A 22,014-nucleotide genomic window follows, 5' to 3' on the forward strand; every position below is an offset into this window, starting at 1 on the left:
GCCAATGCAAGGTGATGGGATTACGGTGCGACGGTGAAGCGGCCTTTGACCAGACCCTCGCGGCGGCGCACGCCCAGACCGAGACGCTCTTCCACCAGCAGCGCGCGTTCGTTCTTGATGAACTGATCATTGATCAGGCCCATCTTGAACAGGAACGACATGCGATCGAACAGCACAGACGAGCGCGCGAAGTTTGCCACCAGGAACTCGCCGCCGGTGTCCGCATCGCCTTCATCGACACTGTCAGAGGTGACAACCGGGCGGCCCCAGAGAACTGGGGTGACCAAGCCTTGAAGGTTCGCGAACAGGTAGCGGTTCTCGCCGTCCTTCTGCAGCTCGATGTTCATCCAGTCGAGCTCAGTCATCACAATGCCGTCTGCAGAAAGCATCGACTGCTTGCGAACTTGGTAAATCGCGCGGCGAACCAGGTCGATAGCGGTATCGCCAGCCTTGGTCAGAGCAGCGTCGAAAACGGTCGCCTGGGTCATCAAGCCGTTCAGGTTCTCGCCGGTGCCGTCGCCCTTCAGAATCTGGCGTTCTTCCTCGAGCTTCAGGTCGTAACGCAGCAACTCTTGCAGGTAGGCCATCAGTTGAGGAACGTCGTCCACGCCCGTCTCTTTCTCCAGGAAAGAGACGGGCGCCGAAACCACTGCCGCAGCCCTTGCCGGGCAACACATTGCAGCGTTTGTCCCTGTGACAATCGGCGTGACAAACCCCGATGTCACTCGCAGCAGCAATGCAGATGATGGTGCCGCATCCCACGGAATGGACTGCACCTGACTGACAGTCAGGCACGCCCCGGTCATCGCATCACTGCCTGCAACAGACTCAGGATCTCGCGGCGCTGGTCTCGTCAGACAACGCAGCCTCCACCCGCCCACCGCTATTGGTGCTCAGGAGGCCAGATCATGAGATGCCCAAGCTCCCGGTCGTAAAGAGCCGCCCGTCCCGCGTAAGTGGACAACCCTCACAGGCTGCAGGGGCCTTGATCCCTGATAACACTCAACAACCGTGGCGGGGAGAGTGAGGGAGAAATTCGAAACACCAGGAGAATGACGATGCAATTGTGCGAAGTGTTCGACCTGCCACGGCCGCTGCTGGAATACCGGCCCGAGCCGCTGGCATATCCGGTCGAAGCGTTGGGACAGATATTAGGGCCAGCCGTCCAACGCATGGCCGAGGTGATCGGCGTGCCCTGCGCCATGGCTGCGCAATCGGTGTTAGCCACTGCCGCCCTGGTGACCCAGTCGCACGCCAATGTGCAGCTCGATGGCCGTGTTTATCCGTTGTCCCTCTACATGCTGACGGTGGCATCGTCAGGTGATCGTAAAAGCGCAGTGGATCATCTGGCGCTAGCATCTGCACGTGAGTGGGAGCGGCGACAGTGGATGCTGTATTTGGAGCAACTGAAATCCAATCGCGCCGCCATTCGAGGAAAGCACGAAGCTCGTGAGTTACCCTAGCCGACCCTCGGCATATCGAGGGCGGCGAACTGCGCCGCTTCGACCGAATCCTCACCAACCCGCCTTTCTCCATCAACTGGGGCCATACTGAGAAAAGCGCGGATGGCAGCCTGGCTTGGAACCCGACATTCCGCGAGCAACGCTTCTGCTTCGGCGAGGTGCCGCTGGGCTCGAAAAAGGCCGACCTGATGTTCCTGCAGCACATGCTCGCTGTGACCCGCGACGAGGGCATGATCGCCACCGTACTGCCCCACGGCGTGCTGTTCCGGGGCGGTGAGGAACGCGGAATCCGCGCTGGCATTATCGAAAACGATCTGCTCGAAGCTGTGATCGGCCTCCCGGCCAACCTGTTCTATGGCACCGGCATTCCTGCCTGCATCCTTATCCTGCGCCAACAAAAGCAGGAAGGCGCCAACCGTGTCAGCGCCAAGCCTGCCGAGCGCCAGGGCAAGGTGCTGTTTATAAACGCCGACCGCGAGTACTTCGAGGGCCGTGCGCAGAACTACCTGCTGCCCGAGCACATCGAGAAGATCACCACCGCCTTCGACGAATTTCGCCGGATCGAGCGCCTCAGCGATGTGTTAGATATCGCCACCCTGCGCGACAACGGTTACAACCTGAATATCCGTCGCTACGTGGATAACGCGCCGCCACCCGAGCCCCATGATGTACGCGCGCACCTATTTGGCGGTGTGCCCAAGGCCGAAATCGAGGCGAAAGCGCCGTTGTTCGCCGCTCACGGCCTCGACCCGCACGACCTGTTCGTGGCGCGCGATGCGAAATATTTCGACTTTGGCGGCGAGCTAACTCGCCGTGCCGATCTCAAGCCAGCCATCGAAGGCAATGCCGGCCTGCAGACCAAGGAAGCCGCCCTGCGTCAGGCATTCGAGAGCTGGTGGCACGAACACAGCCCGCGTATCACCACACTGGCAGGGAAGCTGGATAACAGCGTTGCACTGGTAGAGCTACGCGGCGAATTGCTGGCTAGTTTTAGCCAGACGCTGGAAGGCATTGGCCTGCTCGACCCCTTCCAAGTCAGGGGCATCGTCGCGGGCTTTTGGTACCAGAGCAAATACGACTTCCTTGGCTTGATGGCTCGCGGTAGCCGGGGCGTAATCGACGCTTGGCGCACCAGCATCATCACCGCCCTGGAAGACAAGGCCAGCAAGCAAAGCCCGCTGGAGCACAAGCTAGTGAAATTCCTGCTCGGCGATTTCGTTGCCAGGCTGGCCGAGCTGGAGGCCAAAATGGCGGAACTGGACAGCCAGCTCAAGGCTGCCGCCCCAGCCAAGGGGGAAGGGGCTGATGAGGCCGACTGGATGCACTATCCGCAATGGAAACGTATTGCTCTCAAAGGATGGTACCGTCGGGCGTGTCGTGGTCTATAAGCAGGATGAGGAGATTGGGGCGCTCTCGTCTAGCAACCCCGGTGGCTTGGTCGATGGCGTGACCCTGGCCAACCTGCTGGTGACCGAACCGCGCCCGCGCAACCCGGCCCTGGCCGACGCCATGAAGCGCGTCGGCGTAGTCGAACGCTCCGGCCGAGGCGTAGACAAGATTTTTCGCGGCATGCTCAAATTCGGCCGGCCGGCCCCGGACTACAGTTACACTACCGCCCAGAGCGTGGTGCTGCGCTTACCCACCGCAGAGGCCGACCTTGACTTCCGCCGCCTAGTAGTCGAGCACGAGCGCGCCACCAACGCCGAGCTGCCCATCGACAGCCTGATCGCCCTGGCCGCCCTGCGTGAGACGAAGCGCGTCACGGCCGACGAACTGGCCGTACAGATCCAGCGCGACACCGCCAGTGCCAAACGCACCCTGGAAGCCCTGACCGAAGCCGGCTTGGTCGAGGCCCACGGTTCTACCCGAGGGCGCAGCTACACTCTGTCAGCCAGTCTGTACCAGGCCGTGGGCGACAAGGCCGGTTATACCCGCCAGGCAGGCTTCACACCCATTCAACATGAGCAGATGGTGTTGAACTACGTGCAGCAGCATGGGCAGATTCAGCGCGCTGAAGTAATGGATCTTTGTCGGCTCTCGCCTGATCAAGCGGCAAAACTGCTCAAGCGCATGAAAGACAAGGGCACACTGATACAGCAAGGTGAACGACGCTGGTCGGTCTATAAGCTCGGCTAAAAATTCTATGAGCCGCTATGAGCCGCTATGAGCCTGTATGAGCCCATACACGCCTGAACTGGATTAAAGGAGTAACCGTGGGCTGGGAATTGGATGACGTCGAAAAACCCTTTGTGGCTCAGTTACAGGGGCTGAACTGGAAGCATATCGAGGGCAGCCTCGACGACCCGGCCATCACTGGTCGCAGCAGTTTCAGTGAAGTGATTCAGCGAGCTGCACTGGCCGAACGCTTGCTTGCCATCAACCTGCGCGACGGTCAGCCCTGGCTGGATGAGCAGCGCATTGCCGAAGCACTGGCGGCCATTACCCGCGTGGGCGCCGGCAAGCTGATGGAAGCCAACCAGACAGTCACTGAGCTGCTGCTCAAAGGCATCACGGTCGATGGCCTTCAGGCCTGGGAAGGCGGACGTGGTCAGACCATCCAGTACATCGATTGGGCCAACCCGGCCAATAACCACTTCCGCGTGATCAACCAGTTCCGAGTGGATTGCCCACCGGGGTACAACAGCGGCAAGAAATTTATCGTCCCGGATCTGGTGTTGCTGGTGAACGGCATCCCGCTGGTGGTGGTGGAATGCAAGAGCCCATCCATCCCAGAACCGCTGGCCGAAGCTGTCGATCAATTGCGCCGCTACAGCAACCAGCGCAAGGCGGCCTTCGAAGTCGAGGACAACGAGGGCAACGAAACACTGTTCGCTAGCGTGCAGCTGTTGGTCGCCAGTAGCTACGACGAAGCACGGGTGGGCTGCATTGGGGCCGGCTTCGGGCATTTCTCCCAATGGAAAACCGTGGTTGGCCCGGAGGGTAGCGGCAGCGAGCAGTCAGTAGCCGAGCAGTTGGGCAAAGCCAAACTGTCCGAGCAGGAGCGCCTGGTGGCAGGCATGCTGACGCCGGCCCACCTGCTCGATCTGATCCGGCATTTCATGCTGTTCATGCCGGTTGGCGGGCAGACCATCAAGACGGTCTGCCGCTACCAGCAGTACCGCGCGGTGAACCGCACGGTGATCCGCATGAAACGCGGGCAGACACGCCTTGAGCACGGCGAGAGCGACCAGCGCGGCGGCATCGTTTTCGGCAAGCGCTGCGGTATCGTGGTCGATTACTACGGGGTCGCCAACCACCTGCGCGAAGCGCTGGCAGCCTATGCCGACGAGGATATCGAAGGTGCGCTGAGCAGCATCAAGGACGAGGTGCCGGTGCTGCGCGATCGTCATCTTCGTGTAGTGGATGTGCTGCGTCGCCAGGGCATCGAGTCGCTGGAAGATGCCGAAACCTGCATTGCCGCACTGGAGTCGGAAAAGGTGCGCGCCGAATTTGCGGTAAAACTCAAAGCGTTCCTCAACTCATTGGACACTGTGCTGCCACGCCCCGAGGGCCTGCCCTTCGTCAAGGATGCCAAGCGCCTGGCCTATAGCGATACGGCGGGGGTGCTGTCTGACCGTTTGATGGATCAGGCCAGAGCCAGCCATGAACGGTTGATGCAGCTGTGAGCAACGAAACGCTAACCATCAATGACCTACAATTCACACTGCGCCGCAGCGCGCGGCGTAAGACGCTAGAGATCACTGTCGAGCGTGACGGCGCCCTTATCCTGTCCGCTCCGCCAGAGGTGAAGGAGCAAGCGCTGCGTCAATTCGTAGCGGAAAAAAGCTTCTGGATTTATTCGCGTCTTGCCGAAAAGGAGCGCCTGCAGCGCTCAATCCCTATCAAGCAATACGTCGACGGAGAGGGATTTCTGTACTTGGGGCGAAGTTATCGCCTCAAACTGGTCGATGAGCAGGATGGGCCGCTAAAACTTTCTGCTGGTCGCTTCCGCCTGCTGCGTAGCGAACTGCCACGAGCCCGCGAACATTTCATCCGTTGGTATAGCGAACATGCCCGCAGCTGGCTGGCCTTACGAGTCGAGAACCACCAAGCGCGAATGGACCTGACCCCCAGCGGTGTGCGTGTGCAGGATCTGGGCTATCGCTGGGGCTCCTGTGGCAAGGGCGCACAGCTCTATTTTCATTGGAAAACAATCCTGCTGCCCAAGCCCATTGCGGAGTATGTGGTTGTGCATGAGATGGTGCACCTGCAAGAGCCACATCACACCCCAGAATTTTGGCTCCGCCTTGAACGCGTCATGCCTGACTACGCACAGCGCAAGACATGGCTGGCAGAACATGGAATTGATGTTGAAGGCCTCTGAGTACCATGGCTGACTATTTCATCAGCACCCGCGGCATAGGTACTGGTCAGAACCAACCAACTTGACTCTGAGGATGGCTTACAAGCACCAGGATTCCAGCGATCGGATAAATTTCTGCATTTAACCTTCGAGCCAGACATTAGGATCACCACGCGCCTAGAACTCTTTGAACAACCATACCCTGCAGAAAATCAATAAAATAATTCACGGCTGCCCTGGCGTCGCCCCACCAGAGTTGTCTCTACTAATCATAGGCTTTATGTAACCTTTAAATACCTCAGCTGCGGCACCCAGTACACTTTCTATCTTCTTATAATGACCCGGACGCAATTTACTTTCCTTGTCCAAATAGTTCAAAACGAGCAGAACCTGTTCACGATCTAGCATTGCAAGCGTTTGCTCAGCTACGCCGTACAGAAGGACCAACGCACCATTCTTTAGCGTTTCCGGACGCTCAAGCGCACCGAGCACTCGGCCAAAGCCCGCAGTCATGTCGCCGCCCTGATCATCACGAAGCCAATCCAGCAGCGATGAATGATTTAACTTATCTGGCTTTTTGTTTGGTAGCTTACTCGGCACTGCCCGTTTCGTCCTACCCAAAATTAACTCAGGCCACCGCTCAACATCCGAGCGATCATCATAATCAGGAAGAGATATAGCATTATATGAATATGCAATGGGAACGCCAAGTTTCTCATAAGCAAGGCAGCTTTTGAATTGCTCGCCATCAAACTGGTCAAAAACCCCGCTTTTACAATTAAGCTCTTTAATTTCCAAAAGCAGTATTTTAGCGTTTTCCAACATAGCGACTAGATCACCACAATACAGCCGCATTCCGTCGCCTTGCTGGACAGCATATGGGGGGAAGGTTTTGAGCGAAGTCCGACTATCTCTGCAGTAGGCTTCCAATGCACCAGTAATTGCAGCTTGAATTACGTTTTCCTGCCTAGTTTTCTTCATACAACCCACGCCATAGATTAGTAGCATAAATTTATCACCACTAAAGGATCATTAGAAGCAATATCTGACTATCTACTTGACGCTGCCCCAGCAGGCAATGCAGGCTCTACGCAGTAAGCAGCACACGATCTAAGGACGCAGCCTAATCAGATAGGAGTTAGGTAAATCACAATGCCCACACATACCCTACATTTCATAAAGCCTTGCCGCAAAACCGACAGTTCCCCGCGGCTCACCCCAAGCATGGTGGCCGAAAACAAGCGGAACGGCATAGAAACGACCTTGATTCTCGACCTTAACATTCTGGTGAGAATGGAAGATGTAATTCTTCGCCGCCACAGCCCGAACGATTTTGACTTAACTAGACTTATAAACTTCATAAATTCTTGCCCACCACAAAGTCTGTGCATAACGCCTGGGCTTGCCCTTAACGAGGTCCACCCGAAATTCAAGAAGCTAAGCTTTGAGATGTATGAATTGTTTCTTTCGATATTCTGCCCGCAGATGGTCGATCATCCAACCACGACACGAAACACCCCAAATGAAGCGGAAAGAACCCGACCGTATGAGTTTTCAGAACTCAGCATAGAAGAGCAGCACCTCTACAGCGTGCCGTTTTTTTCGCTCATGCAGATACATATTATCAACGCCACGAAGCCGAACTTGACAGGCATTGAAAAATTCAAAACATATATGAGCCGTGTCTGTGATGACATTGATATGCTCAGTGCTGTTGAAGCCGAAATTGCCAAGTACTGCTTCTGTGAGAAAAAGCCCAACTATTCCGACGAGCTTAACGCCAAAATCGAAGACATCAAGAACAACTTCATGAGTGGGAGCAACAAGCCAGCGCAGCGCTTCAAAAATATCTTCAATGGCGTTCAAGACCTTAAATACATAAAAGGCGCCCTGGAGTTTTCCAAAGAGCTCTTTTATGGCAAGCTTCAGGACACATGGATAGCCACATTGGACTCAAAGTTATACTGGCTGAGTGAGTCCATTCATCATTACCCAGTCGCAGGTGAGCGAGACGGAAAATACTTCAGCATCAATCGATCACATGATCAGCAGACATGCAACTATTGGCTATCAGTGGATAAACTGCAAGAGCAACTCCAGCACGAGAGAAGCCGAAATGGCAAAGGAACCGCCCCTTTAGATGAAACAGGATTGCCACGCATACATAACACATTAACCACAAAGGGCTTCAAGGAATTTTTCGCCGTTTTCAAGCCCACATAGTCCGCCGAGTAGGGTACAAGTACAAGATACTGCTCAACCACGCACCTGTACTCTTAGTACCCGGATGCTAACGATGAGTAATCAAAGCCAATTAGGTCCCTTCATTTAAAGCTGATACCTGTACCCTATCCTCATCCAACACAGGAAAGAAAAAGGGGCTGACAACCACGTGATTGGCCACAGCGAAATGACTCCTGGCAATTGACTCAGGAGGAACACGCTTCAGCATTCCGCCTCAATCCTGTGCAGCGCATTCCAAATAGTATTCCACGAAGAAAGCTCAACTAACCAACTTCATATTTTTCATAGGTTTAGCAAATCATTTCAGCTCACCCCGGCCCACCAAACGAAGCAAAACAAAACCCGCCAAGTGCGGGTTTTGTTGCATCTGGGGTATGACAAACCATCACTGCCCCCTGGAGAAGCCAATGCACCAAGCCCTCCTCATCATCGACGTCCAACCCAGCTTCGCCCCACCGCAATGGCTCATCGACGGCATTCAGGCGCTCATCGGCACCTTGCCCAGCGTCGCCACCGTCGAACGCCACGACGAATCCAAAACCCCGTTCCAGAAGCAACTCGGCTGCCCTCAGGCGTACTGACTTTGAGAGAAGTCATTTTCATTCGAACAAATCTCCAAGCTCTTCAAGTGTCGGCATGGCTGCCGGGATGACAGCCAGCTCACAATCCAGAGCGCTCAGAACCCGCGCATAGGCGATCATCCCTATGGAAGGACTGCCCTTCTCCACAGCAATGACCTTTTGGCGAGTCAGCCCGGCGAGTTCGGCGAGATTTGCCTGCGTCAGGCCGCGATTCATACGCTTTTCGCGTATCTGCGTAGCAAGTCGCAAAATCAATAAGTGATAATCCATGTTCCGCTACCGTTACATTTATAACTAAATGCAGCATATACGTAACATCAATACGGTACCCGCGAGGGACATTTAAATATTGCCCAATCAACACCCATACAACCTTCTCAAAGCAAAGCTTTTTGTCCCACGAACACAACACCTGAACCCAACCGCCCTTCTACACTCATCTCGCTTCCTCCAAAAACTCACCGACCGAGCCCCCATGACCACCCTCAAAGACCGCCTCAAGCAAGGCAAGGACGCGCGTAGAACCTGCCCCCGCAACACCCAGTCGTCCCTCGGCCATGTCGACCGCGATCCGCTGCCGCTGATCAAGGCATCCAGCGAGGGCCGCATCAAGTCGCTGGTCGAGTTGCGCTACGGCCGCATGCTGGTCTCCCCGTTCACCTTCTATCGCGGCAACGCCCTGCTCCAGGCCCATGACCTGGCGGGCACTTCCAGCATGGGGCTGATATCGCCGATCTGCGGTGACAGTCACTTAATGAACTTCGGCGGTTTCGCCACGCCCGAGCGCAATCTGCTGTTCAGCCTCAATGACTTCGACGAAGCGCACCCCGGGCCTTGGGAGTGGGACCTTAAACGGTTGGTGGCGAGTTTCCTGATCGCCGCGAAGGACCTGCGGCACGGCGAAACGGTTGAGGAAGCGGTGTGCCGCGAGGTGGTCGCGGCCTATCAGAAAACCATGGTCGAGTGCGCCGAACAGAGCGCGATGGAAACCTGGTACGAGTCCATCAGCTACGACGACTTGCTGGAGCAAGCCAGCAAAGCCACGCTGGAACACGTGGAGCGGGCCATCGAGAAAGCCGAACGACGCACCCACGCGGAGTTGCTGCCGAAAATCTGCGAACGTGACGCCAATGGCCGTCTGACGATTCGCGATGACTTGCCGGAAATCTTCCACCTGCATAAAAACACCACGCTGCTGGATGCCGATGATGACTGGCTGCGTCTGTCGGACTGGAAGCCGCTTTACGAGACGTTCATGGGCGACTATCGGGCAACGCTGCAAGCGGATCGACGTGAACTGTTGTCGCGTTTTCATGCCCACGACATGGCGTTCAAAGTGGTGGGCGTGGGCAGTGTCGGCACGCGTTGCCTGGTGGCGCTGCTGACCGACGAACAGGAGAATCCGCTGTTCCTGCAATTCAAGGAAGCGCGGCGCTCGGTGCTCGCCGGTTACGTCAAGACCAAGCCGCGAGTGCAGCACGAGGGACAGCGGGTGGTGAATGGCCAGCGCTTGATGCAATCGGCCAGCGATCTGTTTCTCGGCTGGACCACCGGGCCCAGTGGCCGGTACTTTTATGTGCGTCAGCTGCGGGACATGAAAGTCTCGGCGGAAATCGAGACGTTCGATGCACAAACCTTCGCCGCCTACGCCCGGACCTGTGGCCGCGCCCTGGCCCGGGCTCACGCCAAATCGTCAGGCCACGCCGCGCAGATCAGTGGTTACATCGGCAAAAGCGAGGCGCTGGCCGATGCGCTGTTCAAGTACGCCAAAGGCTATACCCGGCAGAATGAGCAAGACTTCGAGCTGTTTCAGAAGGCCTGTCGCAAGGGCCGCTTGCAGGCGCGTTCGGAGGCGGATTTTGCGGCAGACCATTTGCCCTAATCCTTGCGATGGGCCCACGCAGATGAATTTTTCTTCACCCATTCGCCCCGCGCCAACCGGTACAGTGCCCTCGCTCATTCAAGAAACTACGGTTTGCCCGCCCTCCCGCGGGCTTTTTTTTGCCTGGCAATTGACTGGCAAGCCACGAAACGCCCTGTTTCCGGGCGCTTAATATCGTTGATGCAAATCACTTCCAACCCCCGTATTCGGTGTACCATCGGCACCTGTCAATCAGATATCAGTTAGCCATGTCCACGCTAAGCGAAGAGAGCCGCCAGATCGTAGCTTCTCTGGCGCACCGTGTTGGTCCCAACGCTGACACTGCGAGAATCGCCCAGGCGATCGTGTCCACCTTGCAGGATATGAACGCAGCCCTCACGCCCATCATCGGCCAGCAAGGGGTTGTCGCGCTCTATCGTCGCAGCCTCCACCTCTGCGCCTCCACTCATCCGCGTCTGGCCGGCACCTATGACAGTGTGCAGGCCGCGCTGGATCTGATTGCCCTCAACTCCGTACTCGTCGAGCAAAGCGAAGTCGATGCACTGTTTTTCGGTGAAGTGCTGCTGACCACGTTCTATGAATTGCTGACCACGCTGATCGGGCCCTCGCTCACCGCACGTTTGCTTCGTGGCGTGTGGGAACCTTCTTTGAGCGACACCCCTTCGCAGGAAAATTCGCCATGAGCACCAAAGTAACTATCAACCGTCTGGCCACCGGCGTGCCAGGCCTGGACGAGGTGCTGGGCGGAGGTTTGCCGGAATTTTCGTTCAACATGATTGCGGGTCCTCCAGGCTGTGGCAAAACCACCCTGGCGCATCAGATGATGTTCGCCCTGGCGACACCTGAACGCCCGGCGTTGTTCTTTACCGTACTCGGCGAGCCGCCGCTGAAGATGCTGCGCTACCAGCAGCAATTCGACTTTTTCGATGCCGAAGCGATCAACCAGTCGATCCGCTACATCAACCTGGCCGACGATACCCTGGCCGGGAATCTGGACGAGGTGCTGCGGCGCATCGTCAGTGAGGTCGAGGCCCACTCTCCGTCACTGGTGTTTGTCGACTCGTTCCGCTCCGTGGTGCTGGCCAGCCAGACCCAGGACAACCCCAATAACAACCTGCCGCAGTTCGTTCAGCAACTGGGCATGTTGATGACCACCTGGCAGGCGACGACCTTCCTGATTGGCGAATATTTCACCGAAACCGACACCAACCCGATTTTCACCGTGGCCGATGGCCTGATCTGGCTGCGCCAGAGCGTTCAGCGCAACTCGATGGTGCGCAAGATGGAAATCATGAAGATGCGCGGCCAGCCGACATTGCCGGGGCTGCACACCTTCCGCATTGACTCGTCGGGGATCAAGGTCTTCGCCCCCGCCCCGCTCAACCCGGTTGAAGCGCCGCTGGAGTTCCCGATCAAACGCCTGAAAATGGGCGTGCCGCAGCTCGATGACATGCTCGGCGGCGGTTTGCCCCGGGGTTATTCGTTGCTGGTGGCCGGGCCGTCGGGTTCGGGCAAAAGCATTCTCGCCGCGACCTTCCTCGCCGAAGGCGCGCGCAATGGCGAGACCGGCGTGATCGCCGTGTTCGAGCAACGGCCCAATCACTCGCAAAACGCTACGCTGGCCGGGTTGATCCAGAGCGGCCAGGTCGGTTTGGTCGACAGCCGCGCGCCGGACCTGTCCATCGATGAAATCGTCCAGTTGCTGCTCAGCGAGATCGACCGACTCAAAGCCACCCGCGTGGTGATCGATTCGCTGTCGGGCTTCGAACTGGCGCTGGCGCCGACCTTCCGCGAGGACTTTCGCGAGTCGCTGTCGCGCATGGTCACCGCGCTGACCAGTGCCGGGGTCAGCGTATTGATGACCTCGGAGCTGGAAGACCGTTACACCGACCTGCGTTTCAGCCCTTACGGCACGGCGTTCCTCACCGACGCGATCATCGTCCAGCGCTACATCGAAGTGCAGAGCCGCTTGCTGCGCATCATGGCCGTGGTCAAGGTCCGCGCCAGCGCGCACTCCGATGAGCTGCGCCTGTACCGCATCGACGATGACGGCTTGCAGATCGGCGAGATGCTGCCGGATCAGGAAGGTTTGCTCGGTGGCCGGCCAACCCGTCGGCCCACCCTCCAGGACAAGGTGTAAACAAGGACCATGACTGAGGCCACTGGCACGAACGCACAAGCGATGGCAACCGCCGCGCGTGAGTTGTTCCTGCTCGGCCAGAAAACCGTGGAAGCATGTGCGGTGCTGACGGCGCTGCAAAAAGAACTGAACGACACCAACAATCGACTGGTGGATGCCCAGCAAATCGAGCACCTGGTCGAAGCCAATCAGCAATTGGTGCTGGCGGTGCTGTTGGCGCAAACCGATGCGGAAAAACCCCAGCGCTCGAAAGAAGAGCAACGGCTGTTCCTGGAGATGCGCGAGGCCAATGCACAATTGGTGATCGCCGCCCTCAGCGCGCAAAACCTGCAAGCCTCGGCCGAACACACGCTGGCGCAGCAACGCAACATCCTGACCCTGGTGGCCCATGAACTGCGCAACCCGCTGACGCCCATCAGCATGATCGCCGGTCGCCTGGTACGAGTGCCCGCCGAAGAACTGCCGCGCATGCAGGCGCTGATCGAAGGCCAGGTGCAGCACATGTCGCGGCTGGTGGACGACTTGCTCGACGTGTCCCGCGCCAGCACCGGCAAGCTGCGCCTTGATCGCCAGATCGTCGACATGGTGGAAATCATCCAGGGCGCCATCGAAGTGTGCAGCCCGGTGATGAACACCCGTCACTTGCACTTCAACGCCGAACTGCCCGCGTGCGCGCTGTCGGTGGACGGCGACCCGGTACGCCTCACGCAAATCCTCGGCAACCTGCTGGGTAACGCGGCCAAGTACACACCGGCCGGGGGCAATGTCACGCTGTCCGTCACCGCCAAGGATGACGTGCTGGAAATGAGCATTTGCGATGACGGCATTGGTATTTCCGCCCAGGCCTTGCCGTTTATCTTCGAGCCGTTTGTGCAAGACGTGCATGCCATCGGCTTCAATGGCGCCGGCCTCGGTATTGGCCTGACGGTGGTGCGCGAGCTGGTGGAAGCCCACGGCGGCAAGGTGGTCGGCATGAGCGACGGCGATGGCCAGGGCAGTACTTTTATCGTGACATTGCCGCTGGTGGTTTGAGTTTTTCCGCTGACCGCGTAATGCTTGCGCGACGATCCCCCGCGTACCGGAGCGCTGTATGCCGCTGTTGTCCCTGCCCTGCAAACGCCTGACGCTGGCGGTGCTCGACCCTGAACAGGCGTCGCTGGAAAGCGACTTCTACCGGCGCAATCAAAGACACCTCGCCCGCTGGTCACCGATTCGCCCCGCCGATTACCACAGCCCTGAACGCACCCGCCCGCGCCTTGAAGTGCAGGCCAGCGCTTTTGCCGCCGGCCTGGCGGTGCACTTCGCGCTGCTCGACCCGGACAACGGCCAGATGATCGGCGCCTGCAATTTCAGCGGCATCACGCGCGGCGCATTCCAGGCCTGCTATCTCGGCTACCACATCGACGAAGCCCATCAGGGTCGCGGCTTGATGCAGGAAGCGCTGGAGGCGGGGATCCGCTACATGTTCGAAGAACAGCAACTGCACCGGATCATGGCCAATTACATCCCGGGCAATGAACGCAGTGCGCGGCTGTTGGAGCGTCTGGGATTTGAGCGTGAGGGCTACGCCAAGGCCTACCTGAGCATCGCCGGGCGCTGGCAGGATCATGTGCTGACGGCGTTGATCAATTCGGCACCACATGCCCAATTCCGTTAAACACTGAGCGTGTTATTGCGCGACGATCTGTTGCGCGACATCGGGCAACAAGCACCCTTTGGCCATCCACTGACAATCCCTGGCCCAAAGAAAACCGGTTTCAAGATTGCCTCGGTCGTCGTAGTAGTTCAGCCGTAGTTGGCTCGCATTGAAGTCAAGTTTGGCAAAACCTGCGTGCGCATTGGCAAACGAGGTGTCCAGCGCAGTGGCGCCAACGGCGTAGAGTTTTTGGCCGCCAGCCCCGGACACCACCCAGGCGGGCTCAGCGGCGCGTAACAACAGTTGCTGATTGTGATCGTGCCCGGCCAGGAACACGTCGACCTTGTTGCGCTCCAGGGCGGGCAACAACAGGGTGACCAGTTCGCCGTCCTCACCGTGCTCGCCATGATTGCGCACCGGGTGATGGGCTGCCGCGATGCGCCATACAGGCGCTGGTCCCGGTTGCTGGAAGGCCTGGTCAAGCAAATCGATCTGCTGCTGGAAGGATTCCCGTGGCGCCGCCGTGTCGAGGAACACCATGCGCACCAATGGGCGTCCATCGACGTTGCCGAAATCCTTGACGTAGAACGTGCTCGGCATCTGCCAGCGGCCCGAGCCCTCGTGCCGCTGACCGTACTCGACTTCGACCTTTTGCGACACCGGGTAATCGTGATTGCCCAGCACGGCGTAGAACGGCACGTGGCTGAGCCATTTGCCCCAATAAACGCGCTCGAATTTCATCTGCCAGCTCAGGTCGTGAATGCCGGTCAGCGATTTGCCATAAAAGTTGTCGCCCAACAACACGACCATGTCCAGCCGCCCGTCCCTGGCCGCGACACGCTCCATGGCCTGCCCCACTCGCCACTGTTGCAGATCGCCGCTGCCCTGGTCGCCCAAGGCAATCATCGACACGACTGCAGGGTCCAGGTCAATCAACGGCACATACGGCGCCGGTGGTGTGAACATCCAGTAACCCACAATCGCTGCGGCGATCAGCAGGATGATCAAGGCAATACCGGACCTGCGAACAGCTTTTCCAAGAGCGGCACGTCTTGCAGCCGGCAATGGAGTTGGGGTGTGTTTCAATCAAGAGCTCACTTGGCAGGGCCAGTCAGGCATAAGGGAAAAACAGGTTCGGCGTCTGCCAGTAATAGATCACATCGTTTGTTCACACTTTGTTAAGAATTCGCCCCGTATACTTTTTCCAGCCCGTTTTTTTACGGCCCCCTTTCTTCGGTAGCCAGAACCTTATGTCGCGTCCTGCCCCGTTGCTGTTTCTGCTTGGCTGTCTGCTGTTTTTCTTCGCACTTGGCAATCACCAGCTACAAGGCTCCACCGAAGCCCGGGTTGCCGGAATCGCTATGGAAATGCACCTGGATGACGACTGGGTGACGCCGCGCCTGTTCGGTGAACCCTTCCTGGAGAAACCGCCCCTGAGCCTGTGGCTCGACGCCGGGGCAATTCGTGCATTCGGCGGCACACCGTGGGCGGTACGACTGGCATCGGCGTTTGCCGGGTTGTTCAGCGTGATGCTGTTGTACGCGATGCTGCGTCGGTTCGGCCGGCCGAAAGCCATTGCCTGGACCGCCGGGATCCTGCTGGCGACGATGGCCAGTTACTGGAGCAACGTGCGGGGTGTCGGTGAAGACGCCTTGCTCGCCCTCGGTGTGACCATGGCGCTGTTGGCGTTTTTCCAGGGACAGCGACATGCCACGGTCGGCAATGCCTTGCTGTTCGCTCTCGGGATTGCCATTGCGACCCTGAGCAAAGGCGTGCTGGGCCTGGCGATGCCAGGTGTGGTGATCTTCGCGTTCCTGCTGGCCGAGAGCCTGATGGATAAACGCCTGAAAATCACTGACTGGCTGCGCCCCGGCCTGTTGACGCTAGTGGGGCTGATCCCCCTGCTGATCTGGCTCGCCGTGCTCTATCAGCGCGGCGGTACACATGCAGTGAGCGAAGTGTTGCTGACCAACAGCGTCGGCCGTTTCAGCGGCTCCTTTGTAGAAGCCGGGCATTACGAACCGTTCTACTACTACCTCGCCAAACTGCCGGAAGCCTTCCTGCCCTGGAATATCCTGGTGTACCTGGGGTTGTGGCACTTTCGCAAAAGCCTGATGGCCAATCGTTACTTGCTGTTTTTCACCCTGTGGATCCTGGCACAGTTCGTCATGCTGTCGTTGGCGTCGAGCAAACGCACGGTGTACCTGATGTCAATGACGCCTGCCGCGGCGGTGATTGCAGCGGAATATGCCCGTGTCCTGTTTGAAAGGTTGAAGGCCCGTGAAGGTGCCTCAACCCTGATCGGTCGTATCGCCCGGCACCGGCAGGGCTTGGCCGCCGGTTTGCTCACCGTGGTGATCGCCAGCTACCTGGCTGCCGCACAATGGGCAATGCCACGGGCCGATGTCGCGCTGTCCTTCCTGCCGCTGACCGAGCAGATTCAAACGCTACAGGCCAATGGGCAACAAGTCGCCCTGTTCCAGGCCAATGAACGGGTCGGCGGCGCGACCGTGTTCTACACCCGGAAAGTGCTCAAGGGCTTGGACACCGAGGCTCAGTTGCATGAGTTTCTGAAAGCATCGCCGACCAACGTCGCAGTGATGTCTGGCGAAAGCGAGCCCGTCGCGCCATTGAAGGTGCTGAAGGTCATGATGGTAGGACGGCAGCCGTATTATTTTGTCGGGGAGTGATTCCTTCAGGTAGGCCGCGTTATCGTTCTTCGCGGGCAAGCCTTGCTCCTACAGGAGCGAGGTCGATCACAAAAGTTGTGTGCGACACAAACCCTGTAGGAGCGAGGCTTGCCCGCGAAAGCAATCTCCCTGCCACCACCATCCCCCAATCCAGACAACAAAAAACCCGCCACCCTCGATCAGAGGCTGGCGGGTTTTTGTCATTCAGGACCGTGTTCAGCCGACAGTCTGCGCCTCAGCCATCTGCCCCACCCGCTCATGTCGCTGCAACACCGGCACCTCCAGCCGCGCCCGGCCATAAAACGCCAGCGCCGTCAGCAAACACGCCAGCCACACAAAGATCCCGGCCCAGAAGGTATGGGACATGTAGTGCCAGCCCTGCAGGACCCGGGCGGTGCCGTAGATGAACCCGAGCAATAACGAGCCCCACATCACGGCTTTCGAATAGCGCCAGCGGTAGCGGCGCGCCACGAAGTACAGCGCGAGCATGGTGAAGCCACCCGAAGCGTGCCCGCCTGGCCAGCAGCGCCCCTCGCCCGCCTCCTTGAACAGCTGGAAGTTGTTGTACCACTCCACGTGGGCGAGTTTGCCGCCGTAGAGGGTCGTCTCAATCGGGCAATACACACTGGTGTGGGCCTTGAGGAAATGGATCACGCCCGTGCAAATGGCAAACGCGACCACCACGAACAGAAAATCCCGCCGATGATCACGGGCAAAGCGCAGCACCGGTAACGCTTTAGTGCGCTGCAGAAAACCGCCGAGTCGCGGGTGTTTCTGCGGATTGATCAGTGGCCAGACAAACGACAGGATCGCGCCGATCACGGCAACTTCACCGGTCCAGTTCGGAATGATCCGCGCCCATTTGTGGGTCAGCTTCTCGAAGAAGTGAACCTTGTCGAGCGGGAAGATCTGGGCGACCGGGTCAAACAGCAGATTGCTGAAGGCAATGTCGATGTTGGTCATATCGAACATCAGGAACACCACCGCCGCGCAGGCCAGTGGAATGCCGAAGTTCACCCAATAAAAGCGCTTAGAAGAAGCCGTCTGCATCGGAAATCCTGAGTCAGGGAAATTATCGGGTCGTCACCGAGCGCCAGTCAGAGGCCTCGATGTAACCGAGAATGGTGGGCGCTTGCGGTGTTTCGGTCGACACGAACAGCGAGGCGCCGTAACCCAGGGTAGACGTCGACACGTTCATGCTTTTTTCCAGCGCCGTCATGCACTCGCTGTGGGTCACCAGAATCAGGTTGCGGCCCGGCACTTTATGCGCCAGGGCGTCACGCAGCATGGTGCCCTTGCAACTGATCAACCAGTCTTCACCGGCACTGACCGAGTTGAACATGTAGCCGGCGGTCTGCGCCGTGCGCACCATCGGGCTGTTGTAGATGTCAGCTTTGGCCAGGCCCAGGCGTTCGAAATGCGAGCCCACCTCCACGGCGACGCCACGGGAGCGATCGGTGATGCCATCGTTGCCGCTCAGGCATGCCGCCGTGGAGTGATCGCAGCGCTCGACGTGGCGTACCAGCACAATCATGTCGCCCTTGGCCCAGCCGGACATCAACGCCTTGGCCCCGGCCACGTTGCCATGGGCCAGGTCCGGCACGGCGGCGGGCGCCAGCAACCAGAAGGTCAGCGGAATGACCAACAGCGCCGAAGCGAGCACCACCAAGGTGTTGCGATAACGGGCCAAACGGCTCAGATCAATCGAGCGTTTTATCCCGAACAGACTCAGTCTCACTTCCACATCAAGCCGCCTCGCCGACATGTCGCACCTGTCACTAGATGCCGCGAGGGTAGAGAGGCAAGCGTCCCCGGCAAGTGAAACCCATGTGAAAAAAAGCTGAAAACCGACCCAATACCTTGTTACAGGTTCTGTCCGACAAAATCCTTTCAGCTCTCGGCAATGCTGCCGATACAGGTCTGCGACACACCTTGCTGGCACCTAAAAACAACAATCTTCCAGCCAACTGACGATAGAGAAATGCAACGTTCCTGGAGGAATTGTGATGAATAGCTGGTTCGGCAACATCAGCGTGAATATGAAACTGGGCCTGGGATTCGGCCTGGTCCTGGCCCTGACCTGCGTCCTGGCCCTCACCGGCTGGACGAGCCTGGGCGGGTTGATCGACCGCAGCAACTGGATGAGCGACATCACCCAGCTCAATGCCGGCCTGACCAAGCTGCGTGTGGTGCGTCTGCAATACATGCTGACCAACGGCGACGAAACCGCCGCACAGAACGTACAAACCACCCTCGACAGTTTTGCCGCGCAACAAACCGCGCTGCTGGGCAGTTTCAAAAATGTCGACAACCTGAAAATGCTCAAGGAGCAGGCCGGCGTCATCGCCGCTTATCAGGCCTCGCTCAAGGAAATGCGCAGCGCTTACCGCACCGGTAACAGCGCCCGCGATGCCATGGGCGCGAATGCCGAAGCCGCCAACACGCTGATCAATACGATCAGCAAGCGGGTCCAGGAAATGCCCCTGAGCGATCAGCGTTTCGAGCAGTTCCAGGCCGTTACGGCAGCCAAGGAAGCATTCATGCTGGCCCGCTACGAAGTGCGCGGCTACACCGCCACCACCAACGCCGAGACCGAGCAAAAAGCCGTCGGCCAACTGGACGCGGCCATCGCCAGCCTCAAGCCGCTGAACGTGCATTTCGCCGACACCCAGCAAGACGCCTTGCGTCAGTTGGACACCGCGCTGACCAATTACCGCAGCGCCTTGCTGGCGTTCAAAACCGCCACTGCCGACGCCGTGCGCGTGCGCAAGGACATGACCGACCAGGGCACCGCCATCGTCGACCTGAGCGACAAGCTCTATCAATTCCAGATCGACCGTCGTGACATCGAAAGCGCCCAGGCCCGCACCCTGCAGCTGATCAGCACCTTGCTGGCGTTGCTGGTGGGCGTGATTGCCGCCGTGGTCATCACCCGTCAGATCACCGGCCCGCTGCGTGAAACCATGACCGTGGTCGACCGCATCGCCAGCGGCGACCTGTCCCAGGACGTCAAAGTCACCCGCCGCGACGAACTCGGTGTGTTGCAACAAGGCATCGGCCGCATGGGCGTGACCCTGCGCGACTTGATCAGCGGCATCCGCGACGGCGTCACCCAGATCGCCAGCGCCGCCGAAGAGTTGTCCGCCGTGACCGAACAAACCAGCGCCGGGGTCAACAGCCAGAAGATCGAGACCGATCAGGTGGCCACCGCGATGCACGAGATGACGGCCACGGTGCAGGAAGTCGCGCGTAACGCCGAAGAAGCCTCCCAGGCGGCCGCCGCCGCTGACGGTGAAGCCCGCGCCGGCGACAAAGTGGTCAACGAAGCCATCGCCCAGATCGAACGCCTGGCCACTGAAGTGGCGCGTTCCACCGAAGCCATGAGCGTGCTGCAACAGGAAAGCGACAAGATCGGCAGCGTCATGGACGTGATCAAGGCTGTGGCCGAACAGACCAACCTGCTGGCGCTTAACGCGGCGATTGAAGCGGCCCGTGCCGGTGAAGCCGGTCGTGGTTTTGCCGTGGTGGCCGACGAAGTCCGTGGCCTGGCCCAACGTACGCAGAAATCCACCGAAGAAATCGAAGGCCTGGTGGCCGGTTTGCAGAACGGCACGCAACAAGTGTCGGCGGTGATGAACAACAGCCGCGCCCTGACCGACAGCAGCGTCGCCCTGACTCGCAAGGCTGGCGTGTCCCTGGAAAACATCACCCGCACGGTGTCCAACATCCAGTCGATGAACCAGCAGATCGCCGCCGCTGCCGAACAGCAAAGCGCCGTGGCCGAAGAGATCAGCCGCAGCATCATCAACGTGCGCGACGTCTCCGAACAAACCGCCGCCGCCAGCGACGAAACCGCCGCGTCCAGTGTTGAACTGGCACGCCTGGGTGGTCAGTTGCAGCAGATGGTCAGCCACTTCCGGGTCTGACATTCACCGTCTGATCGTTCCCACGCTCCCGCGTGGGAATGCCTCAATGGACGCTCCGCGTCCGCTTCGGCATGTGACGCAGAGCGTCACGGGCTGCATTCCCACGCAGAGCGTGGGAACGATCAACGTGGTCGACGCATATCCTGTCTGATCGTTCCCACGCTCCCGCGTGGGAATGCCTCAATGGACGCACTGCGTCCGCTTCGGCATGTGACGCAGAGCGTCACGGGCTGCATTCCCACGCGGAGCGTGGGAACGATCAATGTGGTCGACGCAAATCCTGTCTGATCGTTCCCACGCTCCCGCGTGGGAATGCCTCAATGGACGCTCTGCGTCCGCTTCGGCATGTGACGCAGAGCGTCACGGGCTGCATTCCCACGCAGAGCGTGGGAACGATCAACGTGGTCGACGCAAATCCTGTCTGATCGTTCCCACGCTCCCGCGTGGGAATGCCTCAATGGACGCTCCGCGTCCGCTTCGGCATGTGACGCAGAGCGTCACGGGCTGCATTCCCACGCGGAGCGTGGGAACGATCAATGTGGTCGACGCAAATCCTGTAGGAGCGAGGCTTGCCCGCGAAGAGGCCCTGATAGCCAACATCAAACCCGACGACTACCCTCCCCAGCCCGGCACCCGCTAAGCTCGAAGAAAATCCCAAGGCGTGTCATGACAATGTCTACCAAGAAGCGAATCTACCTAGGCCTGGCCGTGTTGGTGCTGGTGAATATCGCCGTGCTGGCAGCCGTCGTGCTGAGCAACGTCTCAAGCGCCTATGGCCGGCACATGATCAAAACCACAGAACCTCTTCTGATCGAAGGGCGCAACGGCGATGAACATGACTACGTGCTGCCCCTCGGAACCACGCTTTATTACGATAAAAGCTACCCCGAAGGATTCGATCGTTATTGGGTTTACTTGAACCACAAAGGCGTTATCGCCCACGAAGAAGTGCCGATGCAGCCGAAATACGGCGGCGCTTTGATTGATCCGCTTTGGCTATCGAATATCGACGCCGATACGCTGAAGGACCTGTTCAAACGCTTCCCCCTGTCCAAGGAAGACGTCGCCGCCGCCATAAAGGCCAATCAAATCACCCGGGACGATTTGGCGGACATCCTCCGTTCGATGCCGGAGTAACGCCGCTTACGC

The 22,014-nt window shown here is 58.7% G+C and carries 17 protein-coding genes and 5 pseudogenes; 16 read left to right on the forward strand and 6 right to left on the reverse strand.

Translation table 11 applies throughout. The annotated features are described in order from the left end of the window. Positions 1-20: 20 nt before the first annotated feature. Positions 21-617 (reverse strand): annotated as a pseudogene (locus tag FQ192_RS05475) (phage major capsid protein); the annotation flags it as partial. Between the two features lie 441 nt (positions 618-1,058). Between FQ192_RS05475 and FQ192_RS05480 the strand changes: the two are divergent. The 5 genes and pseudogenes from FQ192_RS05480 to FQ192_RS05500 all read left to right on the forward strand — a co-directional run. Continuing rightward, positions 1,059-1,427: pseudogene (locus FQ192_RS05480) on the forward strand (DUF3987 domain-containing protein); the annotation flags it as partial. An 83-nt stretch (positions 1,428-1,510) separates the two neighbouring features. Beyond that, complete coding sequence (locus FQ192_RS05485; protein ID WP_256672230.1) at positions 1,511-2,851, forward strand: N-6 DNA methylase; 1,341 nt, start codon at positions 1,511-1,513, stop codon at positions 2,849-2,851. After that, positions 2,808-3,599, forward strand: a complete 792-nt coding sequence (locus FQ192_RS05490; protein WP_256672223.1) for a DNA glycosylase AlkZ-like family protein — start codon at positions 2,808-2,810, stop codon at positions 3,597-3,599. The genes FQ192_RS05485 and FQ192_RS05490 overlap by 44 nt, the downstream gene beginning before the upstream one ends. Positions 3,600-3,676: 77 nt before the next feature. Next, a pseudogene (locus tag FQ192_RS05495) lies at positions 3,677-5,011 on the forward strand (type I restriction endonuclease); the annotation flags it as partial. Positions 5,012-5,085: 74 nt separating this feature from the next. Beyond that, the gene (locus FQ192_RS05500) at positions 5,086-5,787 is read left to right on the forward strand and encodes a M48 family metallopeptidase (protein ID WP_149657669.1); all 702 of its coding nucleotides are present in this window, start codon (positions 5,086-5,088) and stop codon (positions 5,785-5,787) included. Positions 5,788-5,991: 204 nt separating this feature from the next. Here FQ192_RS05500 and FQ192_RS05505 read toward each other — a convergent pair whose 3' ends face one another. Beyond that, a complete protein-coding gene (locus FQ192_RS05505) occupies positions 5,992-6,747 on the reverse strand; it encodes a hypothetical protein (RefSeq protein WP_149657670.1) in 756 nt (251 codons plus the stop codon). 171 nt (positions 6,748-6,918) lie between these two features. Between FQ192_RS05505 and FQ192_RS05510 the strand changes: the two genes are divergently transcribed. Beyond that, positions 6,919-7,989 carry a hypothetical protein gene (locus tag FQ192_RS05510; protein WP_149657671.1) on the forward strand — a complete coding sequence of 357 codons (1,071 nt, stop codon included), beginning with the start codon at positions 6,919-6,921 and terminating at the stop codon, positions 7,987-7,989. A 428-nt stretch (positions 7,990-8,417) separates the two neighbouring features. Beyond that, positions 8,418-8,573: pseudogene (locus tag FQ192_RS05515) on the forward strand (hydrolase); the annotation flags it as partial. 36 nt (positions 8,574-8,609) lie between these two features. Here FQ192_RS05515 and FQ192_RS05520 read toward each other — a convergent pair. Then, complete coding sequence (locus FQ192_RS05520; protein WP_149657672.1) at positions 8,610-8,861, reverse strand: helix-turn-helix domain-containing protein; 252 nt, start codon at positions 8,859-8,861, stop codon at positions 8,610-8,612. Between the two features lie 205 nt (positions 8,862-9,066). On the opposite strand from FQ192_RS05520, the gene FQ192_RS05525 reads away from it, so the two are divergent. The 5 genes from FQ192_RS05525 (at position 9,067) to rimJ (ending at position 14,270) form a co-directional block, all read left to right on the forward strand. Beyond that, positions 9,067-10,473: a DUF2252 domain-containing protein gene (locus tag FQ192_RS05525; protein WP_149657673.1), complete on the forward strand. Its 1,407-nt coding sequence runs from the start codon at positions 9,067-9,069 to the stop codon at positions 10,471-10,473. Positions 10,474-10,721: 248 nt separating this feature from the next. Further along, the gene (locus tag FQ192_RS05530) at positions 10,722-11,156 is read left to right on the forward strand and encodes a hypothetical protein (protein ID WP_256672224.1); all 435 of its coding nucleotides are present in this window, start codon (positions 10,722-10,724) and stop codon (positions 11,154-11,156) included. After that, positions 11,153-12,613, forward strand: a complete 1,461-nt coding sequence (locus tag FQ192_RS05535; RefSeq protein ID WP_149657674.1) for an ATPase domain-containing protein — start codon at positions 11,153-11,155, stop codon at positions 12,611-12,613. Before FQ192_RS05530 ends, FQ192_RS05535 begins: the two co-directional genes overlap by 4 nt. Positions 12,614-12,622: 9 nt before the next feature. After that, on the forward strand, positions 12,623-13,645 hold the full coding sequence (locus FQ192_RS05540; protein ID WP_149657675.1) for a sensor histidine kinase KdpD: 1,023 nt from the start codon (positions 12,623-12,625) through the stop codon (positions 13,643-13,645). A gap of 58 nt (positions 13,646-13,703) precedes the next feature. Beyond that, positions 13,704-14,270 (forward strand): ribosomal protein S5-alanine N-acetyltransferase, encoded by a 567-nt coding sequence (rimJ, locus tag FQ192_RS05545; protein ID WP_149657676.1) that lies wholly within the window; start codon positions 13,704-13,706, stop codon positions 14,268-14,270. 12 nt (positions 14,271-14,282) lie between these two features. Here the strand turns inward: rimJ and FQ192_RS05550 are convergent, their stop codons facing one another. Then, entirely contained in the window at positions 14,283-15,257 is a 975-nt protein-coding gene (locus tag FQ192_RS05550) for a metallophosphoesterase (protein ID WP_256672225.1), read from the reverse strand. A gap of 242 nt (positions 15,258-15,499) precedes the next feature. On the opposite strand from FQ192_RS05550, the gene FQ192_RS05555 reads away from it, so the two are divergent. Continuing rightward, complete coding sequence (locus FQ192_RS05555; protein ID WP_149657677.1) at positions 15,500-16,939, forward strand: glycosyltransferase family 39 protein; 1,440 nt, start codon at positions 15,500-15,502, stop codon at positions 16,937-16,939. 216 nt (positions 16,940-17,155) lie between these two features. Here the strand turns inward: FQ192_RS05555 and FQ192_RS05560 are convergent, their stop codons facing one another. Both FQ192_RS05560 and FQ192_RS05565 read right to left on the reverse strand, forming a co-directional pair. Continuing rightward, the gene (locus tag FQ192_RS05560) at positions 17,156-17,989 is read right to left on the reverse strand and encodes a phosphatase PAP2 family protein (protein WP_149657678.1); all 834 of its coding nucleotides are present in this window, start codon (positions 17,987-17,989) and stop codon (positions 17,156-17,158) included. Between the two features lie 22 nt (positions 17,990-18,011). Continuing rightward, complete coding sequence (locus tag FQ192_RS05565; RefSeq protein ID WP_149657679.1) at positions 18,012-18,683, reverse strand: histidine phosphatase family protein; 672 nt, start codon at positions 18,681-18,683, stop codon at positions 18,012-18,014. A 397-nt stretch (positions 18,684-19,080) separates the two neighbouring features. Between FQ192_RS05565 and FQ192_RS34935 the strand changes: the two are divergent. From FQ192_RS34935 to FQ192_RS05580, 3 genes and pseudogenes are all read left to right on the forward strand, one after another. Continuing rightward, positions 19,081-19,959, forward strand: a pseudogene (locus tag FQ192_RS34935) (methyl-accepting chemotaxis protein); the annotation flags it as partial. 201 nt (positions 19,960-20,160) lie between these two features. Then, on the forward strand, positions 20,161-20,865 hold the full coding sequence (locus FQ192_RS34940; protein ID WP_372242325.1) for a methyl-accepting chemotaxis protein: 705 nt from the start codon (positions 20,161-20,163) through the stop codon (positions 20,863-20,865). 672 nt (positions 20,866-21,537) lie between these two features. Continuing rightward, the gene (locus FQ192_RS05580) at positions 21,538-22,002 is read left to right on the forward strand and encodes a hypothetical protein (RefSeq protein ID WP_256672226.1); all 465 of its coding nucleotides are present in this window, start codon (positions 21,538-21,540) and stop codon (positions 22,000-22,002) included. The last annotated feature ends 12 nt before the right edge of the window (positions 22,003-22,014 follow it).

Origin of the sequence: Pseudomonas sp. ANT_J12 (assembly GCF_008370045.1) — a bacterium.
Taxonomy (GTDB): Bacteria; Pseudomonadota; Gammaproteobacteria; order Pseudomonadales; family Pseudomonadaceae; genus Aquipseudomonas.

Bases quoted from the DNA above. Each gene is read 5' to 3' on its own strand.
- FQ192_RS05505 (WP_149657670.1), bottom strand. From the start codon at position 6,747: ATGAAGAAAACTAGGCAGGAAAACGTAATTCAAGCTGCAATTACTGGT.
- FQ192_RS05510 (WP_149657671.1), top strand. From the start codon at position 6,919: ATGCCCACACATACCCTACATTTCATAAAGCCTTGCCGCAAAACCGAC.
- FQ192_RS05520 (WP_149657672.1), bottom strand. From the start codon at position 8,861: ATGGATTATCACTTATTGATTTTGCGACTTGCTACGCAGATACGCGAA.
- FQ192_RS05525 (WP_149657673.1), top strand. From the start codon at position 9,067: ATGACCACCCTCAAAGACCGCCTCAAGCAAGGCAAGGACGCGCGTAGA.
- FQ192_RS05530 (WP_256672224.1), top strand. From the start codon at position 10,722: ATGTCCACGCTAAGCGAAGAGAGCCGCCAGATCGTAGCTTCTCTGGCG.
- FQ192_RS05535 (WP_149657674.1), top strand. From the start codon at position 11,153: ATGAGCACCAAAGTAACTATCAACCGTCTGGCCACCGGCGTGCCAGGC.
- FQ192_RS05540 (WP_149657675.1), top strand. From the start codon at position 12,623: ATGACTGAGGCCACTGGCACGAACGCACAAGCGATGGCAACCGCCGCG.
- rimJ (WP_149657676.1), top strand. From the start codon at position 13,704: ATGCCGCTGTTGTCCCTGCCCTGCAAACGCCTGACGCTGGCGGTGCTC.
- FQ192_RS05555 (WP_149657677.1), top strand. From the start codon at position 15,500: ATGTCGCGTCCTGCCCCGTTGCTGTTTCTGCTTGGCTGTCTGCTGTTT.
- FQ192_RS05560 (WP_149657678.1), bottom strand. From the start codon at position 17,989: ATGCAGACGGCTTCTTCTAAGCGCTTTTATTGGGTGAACTTCGGCATT.
- FQ192_RS34940 (WP_372242325.1), top strand. From the start codon at position 20,161: ATGACGGCCACGGTGCAGGAAGTCGCGCGTAACGCCGAAGAAGCCTCC.
- FQ192_RS05580 (WP_256672226.1), top strand. From the start codon at position 21,538: ATGTCTACCAAGAAGCGAATCTACCTAGGCCTGGCCGTGTTGGTGCTG.